14 protein-coding genes and 3 pseudogenes are annotated in these 18,226 nt (G+C 43.6%); 9 read left to right on the forward strand and 8 right to left on the reverse strand.

Translation table 11 applies throughout. The annotated features are described in order from the left end of the window. Nucleotides 1-175 precede the first annotated feature (175 nt). Nucleotides 176-3,166, forward strand: a complete 2,991-nt coding sequence (locus tag R7093_RS01780; RefSeq protein ID WP_047101838.1) for a DUF6701 domain-containing protein — start codon at nt 176-178, stop codon at nt 3,164-3,166. Nucleotides 3,167-3,231: 65 nt separating this feature from the next. On the opposite strand, the gene R7093_RS01785 is transcribed toward R7093_RS01780, so the two are convergent. The 4 genes from R7093_RS01785 to pcp form a co-directional block, all read right to left on the reverse strand. After that, nucleotides 3,232-4,524 carry a DEAD/DEAH box helicase gene (locus R7093_RS01785; protein WP_318146473.1) on the reverse strand — a complete coding sequence of 431 codons (1,293 nt, stop codon included), beginning with the start codon at nt 4,522-4,524 and terminating at the stop codon, nt 3,232-3,234. Nucleotides 4,525-4,694: 170 nt separating this feature from the next. Further along, complete coding sequence (locus R7093_RS01790) at nt 4,695-5,681, reverse strand: CobW family GTP-binding protein (protein ID WP_047101544.1); 987 nt, start codon at nt 5,679-5,681, stop codon at nt 4,695-4,697. 63 nt (nt 5,682-5,744) lie between these two features. Continuing rightward, nucleotides 5,745-6,008: a hypothetical protein gene (locus R7093_RS01795; protein ID WP_047009320.1), complete on the reverse strand. Its 264-nt coding sequence runs from the start codon at nt 6,006-6,008 to the stop codon at nt 5,745-5,747. 197 nt (nt 6,009-6,205) lie between these two features. After that, nucleotides 6,206-6,844 carry a pyroglutamyl-peptidase I gene (gene pcp, locus R7093_RS01800; RefSeq protein ID WP_262634902.1) on the reverse strand — a complete coding sequence of 213 codons (639 nt, stop codon included), beginning with the start codon at nt 6,842-6,844 and terminating at the stop codon, nt 6,206-6,208. Nucleotides 6,845-7,131: 287 nt separating this feature from the next. Between pcp and R7093_RS01805 the strand changes: the two genes are divergently transcribed. The 4 genes and pseudogenes from R7093_RS01805 to trpB all read left to right on the forward strand — a co-directional run bounded on the left by R7093_RS01805 (nt 7,132) and on the right by trpB (nt 10,188). Then, nucleotides 7,132-7,380, forward strand: a complete 249-nt coding sequence (locus R7093_RS01805) for a hypothetical protein (RefSeq protein WP_005375646.1) — start codon at nt 7,132-7,134, stop codon at nt 7,378-7,380. Nucleotides 7,381-7,686: 306 nt separating this feature from the next. Then, nucleotides 7,687-7,899: a cold-shock protein gene (locus R7093_RS01810; RefSeq protein WP_005375644.1), complete on the forward strand. Its 213-nt coding sequence runs from the start codon at nt 7,687-7,689 to the stop codon at nt 7,897-7,899. A 359-nt stretch (nt 7,900-8,258) separates the two neighbouring features. Beyond that, nucleotides 8,259-8,565, forward strand: a pseudogene (locus R7093_RS01815) (S1 RNA-binding domain-containing protein); the annotation flags it as partial. Nucleotides 8,566-8,964: 399 nt separating this feature from the next. Beyond that, nucleotides 8,965-10,188, forward strand: a complete 1,224-nt coding sequence (gene trpB / locus R7093_RS01820; RefSeq protein WP_005375643.1) for a tryptophan synthase subunit beta — start codon at nt 8,965-8,967, stop codon at nt 10,186-10,188. Nucleotides 10,189-10,319: 131 nt separating this feature from the next. Here trpB and R7093_RS01825 read toward each other — a convergent pair whose 3' ends face one another. Continuing rightward, nucleotides 10,320-11,777: a DUF3360 domain-containing protein gene (locus R7093_RS01825; RefSeq protein WP_005375642.1), complete on the reverse strand. Its 1,458-nt coding sequence runs from the start codon at nt 11,775-11,777 to the stop codon at nt 10,320-10,322. A gap of 418 nt (nt 11,778-12,195) precedes the next feature. Here R7093_RS01825 and R7093_RS01830 point away from each other — a divergent pair, with 418 nt between their 5' ends. Beyond that, the gene (locus tag R7093_RS01830; RefSeq protein ID WP_005375544.1) at nt 12,196-12,612 is read left to right on the forward strand and encodes a VF530 family DNA-binding protein; all 417 of its coding nucleotides are present in this window, start codon (nt 12,196-12,198) and stop codon (nt 12,610-12,612) included. Nucleotides 12,613-12,763: 151 nt separating this feature from the next. Here R7093_RS01830 and R7093_RS01835 read toward each other — a convergent pair whose 3' ends face one another. Further along, a complete protein-coding gene (locus R7093_RS01835; protein ID WP_047101552.1) occupies nt 12,764-14,014 on the reverse strand; it encodes a DEAD/DEAH box helicase in 1,251 nt (416 codons plus the stop codon). Nucleotides 14,015-14,590: 576 nt separating this feature from the next. Here R7093_RS01835 and R7093_RS01840 point away from each other — a divergent pair. Further along, nucleotides 14,591-15,796 carry an MFS transporter gene (locus R7093_RS01840; protein WP_047101554.1) on the forward strand — a complete coding sequence of 402 codons (1,206 nt, stop codon included), beginning with the start codon at nt 14,591-14,593 and terminating at the stop codon, nt 15,794-15,796. Continuing rightward, nucleotides 15,771-16,727 (forward strand): HTH-type transcriptional regulator YidZ, encoded by a 957-nt coding sequence (gene yidZ / locus R7093_RS01845; protein WP_047101555.1) that lies wholly within the window; start codon nt 15,771-15,773, stop codon nt 16,725-16,727. Before R7093_RS01840 ends, yidZ begins: the two co-directional genes overlap by 26 nt. A 251-nt stretch (nt 16,728-16,978) precedes the next feature. Here the strand turns inward: yidZ and R7093_RS01850 are convergent, their stop codons facing one another. Together R7093_RS01850 and R7093_RS01855 are read right to left on the reverse strand one after the other, a co-directional pair. Further along, nucleotides 16,979-17,224, reverse strand: a complete 246-nt coding sequence (locus R7093_RS01850; protein WP_017821096.1) for a hypothetical protein — start codon at nt 17,222-17,224, stop codon at nt 16,979-16,981. A 40-nt stretch (nt 17,225-17,264) separates the two neighbouring features. Continuing rightward, a pseudogene (locus R7093_RS01855) lies at nt 17,265-17,375 on the reverse strand (putative quorum-sensing-regulated virulence factor); the annotation flags it as partial. Nucleotides 17,376-17,535: 160 nt separating this feature from the next. Here R7093_RS01855 and R7093_RS01860 point away from each other — a divergent pair. Further along, a pseudogene (locus R7093_RS01860) lies at nt 17,536-18,169 on the forward strand (DDE-type integrase/transposase/recombinase); the annotation flags it as partial. Between the last annotated feature and the right edge of the window lie 57 nt (nt 18,170-18,226).

The following is an 18,226-nucleotide window of genomic DNA, read 5'->3' on the forward strand; positions in this document are numbered from 1 at the left end:
ACTTACGTTGTAATAAGGCCGCTAAACTTTGGAATGACATACGAAATAAAAAATAACCAAAGTTCAATAACTAAGCGGCTTCAAAACAAAAAGTACCGCAGCTATTCCAATTTCAGTGAGCATTTGCTCACGCTCGCTTGATGCCATCTTGTTCCACTCATTAGGACATTTGATGATGCGTCTTTGCAGTATTTTCACTGCGGTTCTTTTTTTACCGCTAACCTCACACGCCACCACTTATGACTTAGCAGATATCAAGTCAAACACTAATGTTGCCTTTTGTAAAAACGGAACCATTCATGTAACGGGTTCTACTTACGATTGCACTACAAATATTGTTCTCCCGAAAGGCGATCAAATTATAAATAGTAGTCAAAGCTCATCGTCTTTAACCGCTCATGGTTCCATAACACTCCGTGGGCAGAATGTCATAGGCTCAAAGGAAAGCCCTATAAACATCAAAGCTAAAGGAACTTGGTTAAAAATTAATGGTAATAGCTACGTACTAGGTAATGTCTCTGCTTTAGGTTCTATAAAAATAACTGATAGTGAAATCGAAGGAGATATAGAAACCAATGGTGTTGGTGGAAATGGCCGTTCTGTCGAGTTTCACGGAGAGCACAACGTCCTTAATGGCAACATCATTGCTCAAAGTGACGTGTACATCGAATCTGGTATGTTCTGCGGTGATATCAAATCAAAAGGAACAAAAGTAGAAATTAATCAACTGGAATCGTCGCTTTCTAATACACCAATAGTTGTGGGCAACATTAATGCTCTATCGGGGATAAATCTTAATAATACGACAGTTTTTGGTTCTTTGACATCTCAGGGACATACTGTAGATACAGGTTTTGGCACGACCAAAATATATGCGAATAAGCAAGCTATTTCGGCAATGCATTTTTCAATTAATAACTCCAATACTTCTATTTGTGGTAGTGTGACAGCCACCCTAGAATCAAGTTCAAATTTCAACCACTATTGTGGCATTGATGAACCCAATTGTAGTTACGCAAATCAAACACCAACAACTTGCCCTATTCCTTCTTATATCCCTGAATGTAAAATTACGCCTCCATCAGAGAACGACTTCGACCTCAGCGTCACACCATCGGACGACATGGCACTGATGTGCGGCGACGATCTTCCGCAATTTACAGCAATGACAACCAATAATGGAGAAGTTGTAAGCGCAGAAGTCAGTGCAGCCCTATCACACCCTGACTTGTTCACTTTAGAGGTGATCAAAGGTCAGCAGACATTAAAAGCAAACCAATTTATGTCTGACGACAATGGTGAGCTCGTTGTTCGAATGGTCCCGAACGATATTGATACCATCGCGTTAGGTACTAACTACACGCTGACTTTCACTATGGCAGAAGACACCAGCAAGCATCAAACGGTTAGCTTTATGTTTACGCCATTTATGTTTGAGGCCTACTCAAAGACGAAAAGCGCCACTTTAAATGAAATACGCGTTATTGCAGGTAAACCAGAAAACGTGCATACGCGATTGCTTGCTTGTGCTTCCACCGGCGAACCTGTAGTCGCAAGCAACTACAATGGTACTCCTAAGGTTTTTCATCCATTGGTTCAACCATTAGGAGGAAGTGAAGGAAACTTTAGCTATTCAGCGGAATTTAAAGACGGCTTGTCTGAACATGGTCTTGTCACGAACGAGTCCGGCATATTTGAAGTGACATTGTCCGATCATTTTGAATGTGAGGGATTTGAAGAGTGCCCTGAAGAAGGCAAAGTGGAAGTGAAAGGGACATTTAATGTGCACTCGCGACCATGGACATTCGCTATCTGTGACAACCAACGTGCTTTGCCTTCTGGCACCTCTGAACAAGGAGATGGGTTTATTGCCGCCGGAGAACTTTTCTCTCTAACAGTGAAGCCGATCATTTGGCAAACTGACGGCTCTGTAAGTGGTTCTGTTGAATCAGCACGTTATTGTGATGCCTCTATCACCCGTAATTTTATGCTTGATGACGCTCCAGCAGCATCGGTTGTCTTGTCGAGTGAGCAACATACGCCATCAGAGACAGCGAACCAAACCTCAAAATTGCTAAAAAGTAGTGACTCACTGGCTCAGGCGCATAATTCAGCCAAGAATGATCAATTCGTCTTTAATGGATTATATTGGGAAGAAGTCGGGAGCTTGAGAGTAAAAGCAAACCTAGAAAGTAAATATCTAGGTATGACTGTTAACGAAAGCTATCGTTACATCGGTCGTTTTTACCCAAAATATTTTCAAGTGCAAGACCAAGAATGGCACTACCCACATGGCCAAACTTTTGCTTACATGAATCAACCTTTTGAGAAAGTCACTTACGATGTTGTCGCACTCAATGCGAATAAGGAAAACGTGAAGAATTACGTCCACTTTTCGTCTAACCTTCAACAACATTTCGATTTAGGCGAGCTAAGCTCATACTCCGATCGGTTTTTGCCGCCTAAGCCTAAGAAGGTAGACTGGAAACTACTGGGTAGCGCGAGTGTTGGAACGTTTGTTATAGAGAGGCCCTCGACCAATGCGACTTGTAACAATAGCCCATGTTGGAAAAAGAACACGACAGATAAACAATACCCTGATGGCCCATTTAATAAAGGGACTAACAGTGACAGCAGCAAAATAGGTATAGTCACGACTAAAGCCGTTGATGAGGTAAACTTCTTCGACGATATCGAAGTACTCACAAAACAACCAGACATTCGATTCGGTCGTTTGAACTTTCAAGATGTAGGTGGCAACCAAGGCATGGTGATCAAAGTGCCACTTGCTGTAGAAACTTGGCAAAACGGTCGATTTATGACTAACTTCGATGACAGCTCAACAACGGCGAATGGTGAATATTACTTCAGCACGCCAATTTGGTCGAATGCGCCTGCAAACAACGCCATGCTTTTTGGAGTTGGGACAATGCATGTTGGCAGGATGACCGATATCGTTGCAAGCCAAATTGACTCAGCACGCGAGCAAATACAATTCCACCTGGATTTAGACGGCTCAGGTAATCGCATCCCTTGGCTGAAATACGATTGGGATAGCTCTACAAGTGAAGAGGAAAACCCACCCGTCATTGTTACGTTTGGTATTCACCGAGGAAACGATCGCATTATTTATCGTGGTGAACCCAATATGCTTGGCCTAAATTAACGCGAAACGGCAAACAAAAAGAGCCCCTCAATTGAGGGGCTCTTTTCATCACAAACTGATGTAATTTACTTTGCGCCACGACGCGCTTTCAGGCGCTTCACCATAGCAAGACGACGCTCTGCCGACCCTTGGTCTGTTGCCGACTGGTTCGGATTATTACGACGACCTTGACGATTCTTGAATGCTGGTTTTGAGTGCAGCTTTTCAATGTAAGATTCACGCTGTTTTGGTTCATAGCCTGCAAGCTCAATACGGCGAATGCGTTGCTGGATTAGATTTTCAACCTGAACCACCGTGAGCTCTTCATCTCGGTTTACAAATGAAACAGCATGACCTTGTTTACCTGCACGACCCGTACGACCAATTCGGTGAACGTAATCTTCCGCTAGGAAAGGCATGTCATAGTTCACAACGTGAGGTAAGTCTTCAATATCTAGACCTCGAGCAGCGACATCGGTAGCCACCATGACACGTGCTTTGCCAGACTTGAACTCTTCTAGCGCACGACGACGAGCGCTTTGAGCACGGTCACCATGACAAACCACCGCTTTGATACCATCAAGTTTCAGCTCTTTTACCACTTCGTTTGCGGTCTCTTTGTAGTTCACAAATACCAACACTTGTTTCCAGTTTTTGCGACCAATTAGCTCTGAAAGCAGTTCCGTTTTTCGCTCTTGATCAACTGGATATAGCACGTGAACAACTGTTTGTGCCGTAGTATTTGCACGCTCTACTTCGATACGTTTTGGTTTACGCAGAATGTCTTTCGCTAACAGATTTAGCTGGCTTGAAGTCGTTGCCGAAAACATCATGATTTGTGGGTCTGTATCCACATCCAGCATGATCTTACGAACTGCATGAATAAAGCCCATATCCAAGATACGGTCTGCTTCATCAAACACCAAAAACTCTAAGTGTGCCACCGAGACATTACCTTGTTCGATGTGTTCTTCCAATCGACCAGGTGTAGCCACAAGGATATCAACACCATTTTCCAGTGCCGCAACCTGAGAAGACATTTTACGACCACCGAAAATCGCCGCCACCGACAGATTGGTGTACTTCGTGTAAGCTTTGATGTTGTCAGCAATTTGTTCAGCAAGCTCGCGAGTTGGAGCCAAGATAAGTGCACGAGCAGTCTTACGAGAAGCGCTACGGTTACTGTCTAACAACTGCTGAATCATAGGCAGAGAAAACGCAGCCGTTTTACCAGTACCTGTTTGTGCTGTAGCGAAAATATCATGGCCTTTGCGAGCCATTGGAATCGCCTTCTGTTGAATTGGCGTTAACTTTTCATAACCGCATTCTGCCAGTGCTTTAACCACTTCTGGCGCAAAACCTTGAGATGAAAATGACATTGAGCGTATTCCTTAAACAAACCACTAAAAATAGCTTTAAAAATTTAGCCGTGCACTATACCCGAATTTGAGTGATTTATCTCACTTTTCTCATTGAAACGCTACAAAAGCAAAAACGGCGAACGCAGACAGATTGCTGGCTCAGCGTTTCCGTTTAACATTTGTTCGATTTAACGCTTGATGCCAGACAACTGAAGGAGAATTTGCTCAAGTTCATCCCATGGCAACAGCTGAGAATCTATCACTTCTAATCGTGATTCAAACCCTTCTAAGCTGATTTCATTCACCGACACGACTCGGTTGGCAACATTAAACGCGTAACACCCCTGATCCGTGTTGACCACCGCTTTAACACGTTCAGCCGTTAAGTCCGAAAGCATTGAGAAGAGTTTATCAAAATCAAACGTGTACTCTGCCCCAAACAACCACCCGCAACTAAAATACCCTTGCCCTTTGTTCTCTTTACGCACAAAGGCTTCACCTGGCGGCAACTGGAATTGAGGCTCTTGGTGAGCATGGTCATGATGATGTGACTCGATATGGGAAGAAGCGCTGCCGTAAACCCGTTCGATATCCAAGACTTCTATCGGTAACTCACCATCATGAATAAGCTTACTGAATACTTTTGAGGGAGATTGGTCCGTCACCCAGTCATTAAACACATCAATGTCGTGACTGGTACAAAGGTCAACCTTACTGCCTATAACCACATCTGCGCTATCTAACTGGTCCACGAAATTTTGGTTAGAAAGGTACTTTTCATCACTTAAGTTACGCGGATCAACCAGAGCGATCGTCGCTTTTAGATCAACGTAAGGTTCATACTGTTCTGAGGTAAGCGTCGCGATAACTTGTTTTGGATGGCCAAGGCCTGTCGGCTCAATCAATAAACGGTCCGGTTCTTGGCGCAGTAATGCGGTAATACCGACCGACATTGGCACGCCCGCCGTGCAACACATACAACCACCCGGCACTTCTTTAATCAGCGCACCTTGGTCGGTCATCAATGCACCGTCGATGCCAATCTCACCAAATTCATTGACCAAAACCGCCCAGTTTTCGTTTTCCGGTTTGTTCTTCAGTAGATTTAAAATCGTGGTCGTTTTACCGACACCCAAAAATCCGGTCAGTATGTTGGTTGGTACTCGATTTGACATGCTTATCTCCGACACGTTAGTGCATTAATGCTCCAGCAAAGTATACGGAGAATGTGACTCGCTTCAACGCTTTTTATCGCGCTCATCAAGCTCATTGCGTGATGCGTGGGTACACATTTTTTGAGAATGATCAGAGTGACTTATCAACTCTGAACGCTTCATATCAGAAAGATACATACTGGTGTAAATGACGCAGGAAAAAAACGCGATAATAGCGACTACGATGGGAAGAACTCCGAGTGTGTTTTCGAATTTAAGCGCAGCGATAGCCAATGCGAAAACAACGACAGAGATAAGTGCGATAGACTTACTTTTGTTGCTTTTCATGATAACTCGCCTTTCGTAAGGGTAGCCCCTAATACCTCCTGTATTAGGGGAGTGCCAGTTTGAACAACATCCAACCTGACTATTCAATGCTACTCCTTTCGCTACTTGTGAAATTTGACAAAGCTAACATTTATTGCAACATCAAACGATGAACTTATTACTAGCTTTCATACACTTAGTGGACTGTAAAACACTTACTAGCAAATCGACCCGCCGCTGACCAATATGTCGTTTTCATTGGCAATACAAACTTGAGCCACCAGCCTTAGCCCTTCGACTATCATCTCCAGAGACATGGAAGGCTGACTGCCATCTACTGCTTGTTCTGGCAATAATGGGATATGAACAAACCCATGACGAACAGGTTTGTCTTTTAGATAATGTTGGATGCCATAAAAAAGGTGGTTACATACAAATGTTCCGGCACTGTTAGAAATCTGGCTAGGTATCCCCTGCTTTTGCAGCGTTTGAACAATACGCTTTATCGGCAGTGTCGAGAAGTAAGCATCTGGGCCGTCCGCCACTACGGGTTCATCAATCGGCTGATGACCAGCGTTATCTGGAATACGAAAATCATCCACATTAATTGCGACACGCTCTGGGGTGATCGCGCCACGTCCAGCCGCTTGCCCTACAGTAATCACACAGTCTGGCTGGTGCGCTTCTATTGCTTCAATAACGACTTTCACCGAGTCATATCGAACTACGGGGACTGGGCAAGTAACTATCACACCGCCTTTTATGGCCACAGCCTCTAATTGCTTGACCGCTTCTAAGGCGGGGTTAATGGCGTCACCACCAAAAGGTTCAAAACCGGTAATCAGGACTTTCTTCATAACAGCCTTTAGGAAAAGAGTTTTACAAATTATTGCACTCCCCTTCACCCCATCCAATAGCAAAAGTATTGATGAGATAAACCAGACAACATTATGTGACTCATGTCTAACCAGCGAGGGTTTTCACTTTATTGAATCTAGACAAGTTCCGGACTATCGAGACTAACTATCGATGATTAGTGGCAGGGCAAGGTTCTCTCATTACATGACGCACGTAGAAGCTTGGTTTCCACGCTTAACTTAGGTAGAGTACGCGACCGCAATGCAATTCGAAGAGATTGAATACAATGAATATTGATAACCATGTAATCGAAACGATTGAAGAGTTGGAGGCATTTCTGCATTTAGTAGAAAGCGGCGCTCTGGGTCTTGAAGGTGTCACTGGCGTTGCGCTAGCCACCTCTAATACCGATGGCCGTCCATTTGTTGCCGTATTAGGAGAAAAGCACCAATTGCTCCTTGGCCGCTGGGTTTCGCAGCACGTATATGACAATGGTAAAGACATCGTTCGTAACGGCCCAACCAGAAAACACTAAGCGCTCGACGCCACCTATAACATCACGCCGTCTTATACACCAAGCGTATGCTTTGAAAGCAATGCGCTTGGTGTACTCAAAAAATAAAAAAGAAAAGGCTAGCCTTTATTAATTTTGTCGGTATACTGCACATCAGCTCTTACGGAAAGAGCTATTAATGTAATTAAAGATCAAAGTTTCTCTCAGTTCCACATCGAATTCCTCGTTTACGTTCCTGCGACAAAATAGTTATCTCTAAAATCATATAGTAGCACTTGATATTAGCTAAAAATTCAATATTTAAAACAATCAAATATAGAGGTATCTATGTCTAATAAATTAACTGGTTCAGTAAAATGGTTCAACGAAACTAAAGGTTTTGGTTTTATTTCTCAAGACAATGGCGGTGATGACGTATTCGTTCACTTCCGTTCTATTGTTTCTGAAGGCTTCAAAACTCTTACTGAAGGCCAAAAAGTATCGTTCGTTGTTGAACAAGGTAACAAAGGTTTACAAGCAGCTGAAGTAACTGCACTGTAATTCTTTGTGTGGCATCAATGTTGTTGGTGCCACAATCCCCTTCCACTTATTACTGCCCTTACTATTCTCTATCTGAGTTTATATACCCAAATCACTTACCTCTCCCACACCATCATTAATCACTTTCAATAAAGTCACTTTGGTATACATCTTTAGGTAATCACACAGTCTACCTTGCAATTCCAGTTTGGAACTAAATTAATCTCATTCATATCTGAATCACTTCGCCTCATGCTTTGCTCATAAAAATAAAGTTTATAAAATAAAAGCGATTGGCGAATATAAGAGAAAAAATGAAATTAAATATATCTGCTCAATCAATAAATTCTAATAACTACGAGCACATAATCCCTAGCTGAGAGATTGAGTTTGCACTGAAATGTCATTACATGAAGCCATTTATCGGACAACACTTCATAGGGACAGCGTGTGGAGTCACACACTTCGGGGTATTTGTTGAGTTAGAGGAACCGAACCGAAGGTCTCATTCCTTTATCAACTTTCCAAAATGGTGAGTTCGAATTTGATGTAGTCAAACAAAAAATTTCCAGCCAGAGCGCCACGTTTACTTTAGGGACCAAAGTGCACGTGTTGGTTAAAGACGCCGATTCGAGACAAAGAAAGATCATGTTCAACTTAAAAGACGCGGAACACTCGGTAGGTTAGCCTGTTTTAGGTTACTTTCTAATCCATTAATCAAAAATAAAAAATAAGCTTTTAATACCGCAATTAACTTGTGACATTTCGCTGACATCGACTCATTCTAAAACCCTAACATCTGACAAAGGAAACGAATCTAATTTTTGTTTCCAGACACCATCGCAGAGTGTATTTCCAGCACTCTGTTTGCCTCGAGAGGTTCTTATGACAGCCTAGGATCTCTCGAGGCTTTTTTGCACCTATTCAAACCACCTGATTCTACATCCCAACTATTATCCCCTACCCAAGCTGTACTTTTTAACTAGTTCACTAGATCTACAATTGTTATTTAAGCAACTGATCACACAACCTCTTCCAAATTTTGGGTATAAAGTATCAATACTTTCGTTAACTAGGATGTAAATAATGAAAAACTCGTTTGATCTCACTATGCCCAACGAAGAAGGATACTTTGGTGAATACGGTGGTAGCTTTGTTCCACCTGAGCTTGAACAAATCATGCATGACATCAACGCAGCTTATGAGGAATGCAGCAAAGATCCTGAATTTAAAGCGGAACTCGCTCGCCTATATAAGCACTTTGTTGGACGACCTAGCCCAATCTTCCATGCGGAAAACTTGTCTAAAAAATACGGAGCAGACATCTACCTAAAGCGCGAAGACTTAAACCATACAGGCGCACATAAAATTAACCACTGCTTAGGGGAAGCCATTCTCGCTAAAAAGATGGGTAAGAAGAAACTGATTGCTGAAACTGGCGCAGGGCAACACGGTGTTGCGCTTGCTACAGCCGCGGCATTGGTTGGCTTGAAATGCGATATTTACATGGGTGAAGTTGATATCGCCAAAGAGCATCCGAATGTCGTCCGCATGAGAATCCTTGGTGCTAATGTCATTCCTGCCACTCATGGGCGCAAAACCCTCAAAGAAGCGGTAGATTCTGCATTCGAAGCTTATCTGAAAGATCCTGATACACAACTTTATGCGATAGGCTCTGTCGTTGGCCCTCACCCATTCCCTAAAATGGTACGAGATTTCCAATCAATTATCGGTAACGAAGCACGAGTTCAATTCAAAGAAATGACCGGCAAGTTACCCAATAATCTCGTCGCATGCGTTGGAGGTGGTTCTAACGCGATGGGGCTATTTACTGCTTTCTTAGAGGATGAACAAGTCGCCATTCACGGCGTTGAACCTGCGGGCCGCTCTTTGCAAAAGGTTGGCGAGCATGCTGCAACACTCACACTCGGTGAGCCAGGTATCATGCACGGATTTAAGTCTTACATGCTTAAAGATGCGCAAGGCGAACCTCAGGAAGTGTACTCTGTAGCAAGTGGCTTGGATTACCCATCGGTTGGGCCTCAGCATAGTTACTTAAAAGACATTGGCCGTGTCAATTACGGCTCAATCAGTGATGACGAAGCGATTGATGCCTTCTTTGAGCTGTCTCGTGAAGAGGGAATAATCCCTGCTATTGAATCCTCACACGCTGTCGCTTACGCAATTAAACTCGCACAGCAAGGAGAAACCGGCTCGATTTTGATCAACTTATCAGGCCGTGGTGACAAAGACATTGATTTTGTCGTTGAACACTACGGCGCAAAATACGGCATTGAATCACTCATATAGCCTAACTCCGTAGCCTAACCCTACATGCAAAAAGCTACCTGGTACTAGGTAGCTTTTTGTTTTTGTCTACTATTTTAAGAAGCAAGTCCCTTTACTCACTGCTCTCACTATACCTTTAGAGCATAATTCGATTAACCGATAAGAGCTGGAATGCCTGGAAGCTGACCAACAATAGCAAGGGAGCCTGCACAAACGATAAACGCAGTGCCAGGAATCAGATATTTATCTTTGCGCGATAGTTCGTTAGCACGCTCATGGTCGCCGATAAGCCCGAGGTTATCCAACAGCATCGTGATTGCCCAACCGAAGACTGGATTAACGAATGCACAGGCAAAAATACAGATACCTGCACTGAGTGAATCTTTATGCTTATGGATCATCTGCATACCCGCTTCAAGGAGTGGTAAGAATACACCCACAATCAAAGCAACGCGCAGAACAGGTTCCCACATTGCTAGATCCATTGGGTAGCCAATTACCGCCGCCGCAATACACATGAAACCCGTCAACAGAGCGCCACCTGGAATAGGACGCTTGGCAATTGCGGCAGGAATCATGTACGTTCCCCAAGAAGAAGCTAGGTTTCCGCCCCCTAAGAGTGAACCAACCCCCTGACGAACAGATGCTCCGACCATCGTGTCGTCGACATCCATGAGTACACCTTTCGCTTCTTTTGGGTAGTTAAGTTCTTGAAACACACGATGGCCGAGATAATCAGGGGACCACATAGCGACTGCCAGTAGAGCAAATGGAGTCACGGCAATAAAGTGCTCTAGGGTTGGCCAGCCTAGCTGCCAGCCTGTATCTTCACCCCACCAGTAGAATGGACTGAAATTAGGCAGGCCCGGTTCTGTGGTAAAGGCAAACTCAGCGCCCATCAAATAAGCAACAATACCCGCGAGTGCAGAGCACAATGGGATAGCGAGCCAACGTTTATTGATCTTGGCTAAGTAAGCGTAAACCATAACGGTTAGGCCTATGACCACAAACGAAATGTAACCTTGGTCCGTACTTGCAGCCCACGCTTCCGTCTTATTAATTTGCCCGAGCAACCCAACGGCACCAAGGTAGATCAACAACCCTCCTCGAACCCCGATACCAGTCAGAGTCATGAGTTTAGAGCCACCTTTGGTTAAGGCGAGAATTAACCCAAAAACACATACCATCAAACCTAGCGCGAGAGGGTGCCCTCCTGCAGCTGCAATCATAGGAATCAGCGGTATCATTGGGCCATGGGTTCCCGCTAAGTTTGCATTCGGGTTTAGGATGGCAGAAAACAGGATGACGAACAGGGCTCCAGCGATAAGTAATTCGTAACGCACGTTTTCTGCAATGAATTCCGGAGATAAACCAAACTGAGCAGCAAAAGCGGAAACCATGGCAGTGACCATAACCACTTTACCAATGGTTGCTGCTAATGCCGGTACCCAGTCTTCGATTTCAATACTGTAATCACGTGAGGGCAAATGAATTCCCCAGCGACGGAAACTCATGACGGTTAAATCATGATTTAGAAAGTCTTCTCGGTTTTCAAATTCATGCGGTTTTTTGCGCACATCCCTGTAAAAAGTCTTACTTTTGTCAGACATTGAGTCATCCTTTTATGTTTCAACGTTGAACTACGTCAACTAGAGTTTCGCTTGGTAGACAGGCCTTCGACCAATACGAGACAACACCCACATCAAACTTCTAGGCCATACTAAGAAAGCGGCATGAACCAATTTTGATTTTGAGCTTATTAAGCATGTGTTGCTATGGGTAGGAATATTAGACATTAGTAAAAGAACAACAAAAATCTCACTTATTACACAATAATTTAACATCGAGCTGGGACGCTTGAACTTTTAAGAGTCATTTTTGAGCAGAGAGCCAAGTAGAGCGGCCAATTCCGATTTATACTTTCAAGGTAGAGAGCACTGTGCTCGCATCCATCGCAAAGTAACTATCGATATCTCTACATTGTATACTTTGTTAAACTCCGCCCTTTAATGAGTAAGGCCCTTAAAAATGATGACTGACGAAGAGAGAATCGAGCTGCAACAGAACAATCCACTGCACGGATTAAAGCTAGAGACTATGTTGCAAGAGTTAGTGGATTTTTACGGCTGGGACATTCTAGATACAGCAATGCGTTTTAATTGCTTTAACACTAAGCCTTCGATTGCAAGTAGCGTGAAGTATTTAAAGAAAACCGAATGGGCGAGAGAAAAATTAGAAAACTTTTACCTTTATCGCTTTAAGCGCATGCCACGCGCGAGCGAAGAAGAATACAACTTACCACCAAGAGCTCGTACCTTCCCTCATGGCCTTGAACCTAAAGAGCCAATGCCGCTAACCGTTGACTCTATTCTTAAGTCACAAGCCAAAGCAGCGTCTGCATTTAAAAAGCGTTCACCTCGCGGACGCCCTGCTCGTCGCCAATAACACTATCTTGAAAAGCAATAGAGCCCTACTGGTAGCTCCAGCAGGGCTCTATTGTTCTTTAAAGGAATGGCTAGAAGCGAAGACTCAAGCTAGTGAGCATTCCTTTTCTCTAACAACTCCCGTAAGTAAACTCACATGTAGTTTACGTTTTCTATTGATTACGCTTTTTCTTCTTTTTACCCGTACCTGCCGGCTTCGCTCGCGGCTTCATTGGTAAAAAGTAGGCTTCACTCTGATCGTCTTCCACTTCAAAACCGACTACCTGCTCGCGTTCAAGTTGGAACTTATTTTTCTTTTCTATCACTTTGAAATGGTGGTAGTCGTCGTAATCGATAAGAGATAACCCTAAACCTACTTCACCAGCACGACCACTACGACCGATTCGATGCATATAATCAGCAGGGCTACGCGGAAGATCGAAGTTAATCACCACTGGAAGTTTTTCTATATCAAGGCCGCGTGCTGCGATATCGGTGGCAATAAGAACTTGAATCTCGCCAGACTTAAAACCGTCAAGGACACGAGTACGAGCGCCCTGCCCTTTATCACCATGGAAAACTTCAGCGGTAATACCGCGTTTTGACAACTTTTGAGCTAAATGATTACAGGCATTCTTAGCATTCACAAAAATCAAAGTCTGTCGCCACTGATGCTGTTTGATTAAGTGCGCGAGTACCGCCGTCTTCTCACCTTTATTTACACTAAACACGCGCTGCACCAAAGTGCTGGCTTCTGCGCTCTGCAACTGAACTTCAACAGGGTCGCGGAGCAACTGCTGAGCCAGCGTCGTGACTTTATCAGGGAAAGTAGCAGAAAATAACAGCGTCTGTTTCTTCTCTGGTAGTAACGCAAGAATCTTATTCAGTTCTTCGGTAAATCCGAGGCTCAACATTCGGTCGGCTTCGTCAAGGACGAGCGTTTCTACTTGGTTCAACTTAATCGCGTTACTGGATACCAGATCAAGTAATCGACCCGGCGTAGCTACGATAATGTCACAGCCACCGCGAAGCGCTAGCATTTGTGGGTTCACCGATACACCACCAAATACGGCAACCGTTTTGATCTTATCTCTGAGATGGTATGAGTAAGATTTGACGTTATATGCCACCTGTGATGCCAACTCACGAGTTGGTACTAAAATCAGGTGGGAAACGAAGTTGCCACGGCGTTTGTTTGATTCGTCTTGCTGAACAATTTTTTGCAAGATTGGCAGCGAAAAAGCAGCGGTTTTACCAGACCCCGTATTGGCACCACCAATAATATCTTTCCCTTCAAGGATATCAGGAATAGAACGGGATTGAATGGGCGTCGGTTGGCTGTATTCCAACGCTTCTAGTCGCTCGACTAATGTTGGAATCAGGCCAAGATCGGCAAATGTCGCTTGCTGTGTTTTATCTGTCATTACGATGAGTGGCTCAGTGCTAGTAAAGGCCGTGTATCTTATGCTATTTCGCGTCTGGATGTTAGAGATAATGGCCCAAACAGAAGATTGGTGAAAGAAGCACTATAGAGTTCAGGAATTTCCTTTCACTAACATGAGTTAATGGTTTCGATAACCAATACTCTACGACCAAGATGGTAGCGTTCGCGACAAGCAAAGGGAAAAGGAGCCAGGCATTCTGACTCCTGTAAAGCAAAACACATTGTATTTTGGGGAAAGAGATTACAAAGGCAGGCCACACCCGAATCAAAGGCTTAACCACACTATTTAAGCTCTGCGGTTTTGAGAGCTTAATATAGCTTGAGAAAACTCCAGGTCACTAATGTCCATCGTTGTCTATTTAACTAATGTAGTGGACTCGGTTGTATAGATTACTTTCTCCCAATACCACGGTTCTTCTTAGGGCAAATTTGACTGCTATAGCCACAATCGTTACTGATGTCGTATATGGAAATACCTGTTGTCAGAAAGGTAACGCGCCAAGATGAGTAATGTTGCATATCATCCTCGTAAGCCCAATTCCTTCACGAGGTAGTAATGGAAAAAATTAATTTATCCCGATATCTGATATGTAGCTTCGCCTTTGTGTTGCTTTATCCTACGGCAATAGATCTCTACTTGGTTGCTTTACCACAAATCGCCCATGACCTGTCTGCCAGCGAATCACAACTTCATATTGCTTTTTCTATTTACCTCGCTGGTCTAGCATCGACTATGGTTTTTGTTGGGCGAACTGCTGATTGTTTAGGACGCAAACCTGTTGCCATTTGCGGTGCAGTGATTTTTACCCTTGCATCAATGTTCGCGGGCTCTGCTGAGACCAGTAATAGCTTCCTAATAATGCGCTTTTTCCAAGGCGTAGGTGCCGCATGTTGCTATGTAGTGGCCTTTGCCATTTTGCGTGACACTCTAGGGGACCCAGAGCGAGCTAAGGTTCTATCGATGCTCAATGGAAATATCTGCTCTATTCCAGTACTTGCCCCCGTGATCGGCAATCTGATTATGATCAAGTTTCCGTGGCCCGTGTTATTCACTGCCATGGCGATAATGGGTGTTGTGATAGGTTTAATTGCTTGCTTTGTCTTGAAAGAAACCTTGCCTAAAACCAAGCGCACAACTTTAAATGTGAGTGAAGCTTCCGACGAATCACTATCTAACCGCTTTTTCATATCGCGCGTTATTTATACATCTTTAGGCGTCACAGCTATTCTCTCTTATATAAATACGTCACCAATGATAATAATGGATTCAATTGGTTTTACTCGAGGCGAATATTCAACAACGATGGCACTACTCGCGATGGTAGGTATGACGACATCGTTTTCAGTTCCATTTGCTCTTTCTTGCTTCAAACAAACCACATTGATGTTCGCTGCACAAATGACCAATTTTCTGTCGGCTATCGTTATTCTCGCGGCTCACTTGAATAGCGATAGTCCGACACTTTATATGGTAGGATTCACTCTGCTCAGCATGAGTTTTCCAATGGGGTTTGGTGTGGCGATGAGTCAAGCGTTAAGCCAGTTCTCACGCAAAGCTGGACTTGCAAGCTCTATGCTTGGCATAGGTCAGGTTTCTTGGTCTGCACTTTACATTTGGTTGATGGCGACGTTAGGTGTGTCGGCCGTGATGATGTTAATGATAGCGTTGGTTGCTAGTGGCGTTATTGGACTCTCCATCATATTATTATTTCCAAATCATAACGTTAGTGAGCCTCATGAAGAAATCTCTTGCCCGACTTGATCTTAATTTACTGCTCACTCTGCAATTGCTACTGCAAGAGCAGAGTGTTACTAAAACGGCGAAAAAACTTAATGTAACTCCCTCAACCGTGAGTAAGTCTTTAGGCAAATTGCGCGCTTGGTTTGATGACCCGCTTTTTGTGAATACGCCGCAAGGCCTAAAGCCAACAAATCTCGCGACAAACGTGCAAGTGCTTTTGTCAGACTGGATGCAGATCGGTAACCTGATTGTTTCACACCGAGGTGATGATGTTCCAAGCGGAGTTAAATTTCATCTTGGAGTAGAGTCGCCATTGTCACTCATCATGGCGGATGAACTGACCAAACGAATCCATGATTTTTATCCAGACTCAACGGTAAAGTTCCATAACTGGGATTACGACTCGTTAGACGCCATTACCAGCGGTGAAGTGGATATTGGTTTTACTGGCCGTGAAAGCCATCCTCGCTCCAAAGAGTCGTTAGAACTGCTCCCGTATTTTATTAATTTCGAAGTGCTGTTTTCGGATTTACCTATGGTGTATGTCCGCAAAGATCATCCTGCGCTCAAGCAAGAGTGGAATTTGGATACTTTCTTAAGCTATGCCCACATCAATGTAGCATGGGAGAAAAATGACAGTTGGGCATTGGATGAGATCTTGGCAGAACAGGGATATACTCGAAACGTTAGCCTAACGATGGCGAGTTTCGAGCAAGCTTTATTTGTTGCAGAAAAGCCCGACCATCAAATGTTAACCACAGCACCAAAATATTGTCAGCGATACTGCGAACAGCTTCACCCCAACTTAATAGCGTTGCCTATCCCCATTGCCGAAGATTATCAGCACAAGCTACTGATTCCATTTACCATGATTTGGCACAAGCGCAATAACCAGAATCCTAAAATCTTGTGGTTGAGGAAGACGATAAAAAGCTTGTATGGCACAAGTTGAACGATTGATTTTTAAATACATTTAAAGCAAAGGAATAGACATTCTCCCCCCCTTATGTTGTCAATAACCGTAGGAGTGTGGTCTTGCCTTCCATTAGATTAAATATTTTAAAATCTTGAACTCTATTATCCACTTCGAAATTGATTTCAGCTCATTTGGGGCAAAAAAGAGTCAGCCTAACGGTCTGGCTCTTTTGAATGAAAAAATAGTCTGGTGGGAGAACTTGTAAGGCTGTGGCAGGTTACACTCACTTACTCCTTAGGCAGGTGACCAGTTTCCTTCGCTAGCTTTTGCATCGCCTCGGCAAACGTTGTTGTCCCGCCTTTAGCTTTAACCTGTATTACCTTATATCCCAACTTTTCCAACGCTTGGCGCTCTGCCAAAACAGCTTTGTCATCTTGCTGGCTACCTTGAGCTGGCTGATGAATGTAACATCCCTCTAATTTACCATCTTCGACCAATTGGTGGTGTTTCAGTGCATCGATATCAAAATTCATAATAAGTCTTTTCATCAAGAGTGGGCGTTTCTGTAGCTAATTACATGCGCTTCAAAGGCTTCACGACACTATCTAAGCCTTCAATTTTGAGCGCTAAACATAGCTTGAGCAAATCCCCTAGCTCGCCGCTTGGCCAGCCCTTTTTATCAAACTAAAAACAATCAACTTTCTTTGGGAAAGATCACAAATTGTATCATTGAGTACTATACATATTCATGTCGATAGTGTCATAAAAACCAAGATAAACTCTAAAAGTGCTATTCATCAGAATAGCCTTCCAGTGCGAGGAAACGGATACAAAGGACGGAAAAGCTTTCAACAACAGCAAAGGCCGAGATAGTTAAAGGTGCATCCGTAAAGAATTGGCAGAGAATGGTAATAGCCTTAATGCAAAACTATTGCAGCAAACATAAAATGTCCGTCGCTTAGCACCAGTTGTCTCTAGTCGTTACCGCACGGCTCAGAATCAAAAATGGACGGGTGATATCAGATATTTTGCCACAAGCGAAGGTTAGCTGTACTTGACTGTCATCTTTGATCTTTACTCACGACAAGTGATCGGTTGGTCTATGGATACGTGGATGATGGCTACGCTAGCCTGTGATGTACTATCTATGGCCCAGTTCCGTCGAGGCTCCCCTGAGTAGGCTTGTTCATAGTGTTCGAAATAACCCATATTACTCAAAAGACTATCGAGGCTGAATAACGAATTATAATTTAAAGTAGCACGTGGTTAGAAAAGGAAACTGCTGGGAGACTGGCTGTATTGAGAGCTTTTTCCATTGTGTGAAAGTTAAAGAGATCCAATACGAGCCGATCATGACCAAAGATGAGATGCGCCAAACGGTCTTCGAGTTCATTGAGGTTGATTTTATTCTTACGAGTAGGCTCAGTGCGCTTAGTTATTTAAGCCCAGTTCACTTCATCAAGCAACATGTCGCTTGATGAAGTGCCCAGTCAGGTTGGAATAGGTCACTATTATAATAAACGCATTCTGTGACA

The sequence above is a fragment of the Vibrio sp. 1580 genome (genome assembly GCF_033340055.1).

Bases quoted from the DNA above. Each gene is read 5' to 3' on its own strand.
- R7093_RS01780 (WP_047101838.1), top strand. From the start codon at position 176: ATGCGTCTTTGCAGTATTTTCACTGCGGTTCTTTTTTTACCGCTAACC.
- R7093_RS01785 (WP_318146473.1), bottom strand. From the start codon at position 4,524: ATGTCATTTTCATCTCAAGGTTTTGCGCCAGAAGTGGTTAAAGCACTG.
- R7093_RS01790 (WP_047101544.1), bottom strand. From the start codon at position 5,681: ATGTCAAATCGAGTACCAACCAACATACTGACCGGATTTTTGGGTGTC.
- R7093_RS01795 (WP_047009320.1), bottom strand. From the start codon at position 6,008: ATGAAAAGCAACAAAAGTAAGTCTATCGCACTTATCTCTGTCGTTGTT.
- pcp (WP_262634902.1), bottom strand. From the start codon at position 6,844: ATGAAGAAAGTCCTGATTACCGGTTTTGAACCTTTTGGTGGTGACGCC.
- R7093_RS01805 (WP_005375646.1), top strand. From the start codon at position 7,132: ATGAATATTGATAACCATGTAATCGAAACGATTGAAGAGTTGGAGGCA.
- R7093_RS01810 (WP_005375644.1), top strand. From the start codon at position 7,687: ATGTCTAATAAATTAACTGGTTCAGTAAAATGGTTCAACGAAACTAAA.
- trpB (WP_005375643.1), top strand. From the start codon at position 8,965: ATGAAAAACTCGTTTGATCTCACTATGCCCAACGAAGAAGGATACTTT.
- R7093_RS01825 (WP_005375642.1), bottom strand. From the start codon at position 11,777: ATGTCTGACAAAAGTAAGACTTTTTACAGGGATGTGCGCAAAAAACCG.
- R7093_RS01830 (WP_005375544.1), top strand. From the start codon at position 12,196: ATGATGACTGACGAAGAGAGAATCGAGCTGCAACAGAACAATCCACTG.
- R7093_RS01835 (WP_047101552.1), bottom strand. From the start codon at position 14,014: ATGACAGATAAAACACAGCAAGCGACATTTGCCGATCTTGGCCTGATT.
- R7093_RS01840 (WP_047101554.1), top strand. From the start codon at position 14,591: ATGGAAAAAATTAATTTATCCCGATATCTGATATGTAGCTTCGCCTTT.
- yidZ (WP_047101555.1), top strand. From the start codon at position 15,771: ATGAAGAAATCTCTTGCCCGACTTGATCTTAATTTACTGCTCACTCTG.
- R7093_RS01850 (WP_017821096.1), bottom strand. From the start codon at position 17,224: ATGAATTTTGATATCGATGCACTGAAACACCACCAATTGGTCGAAGAT.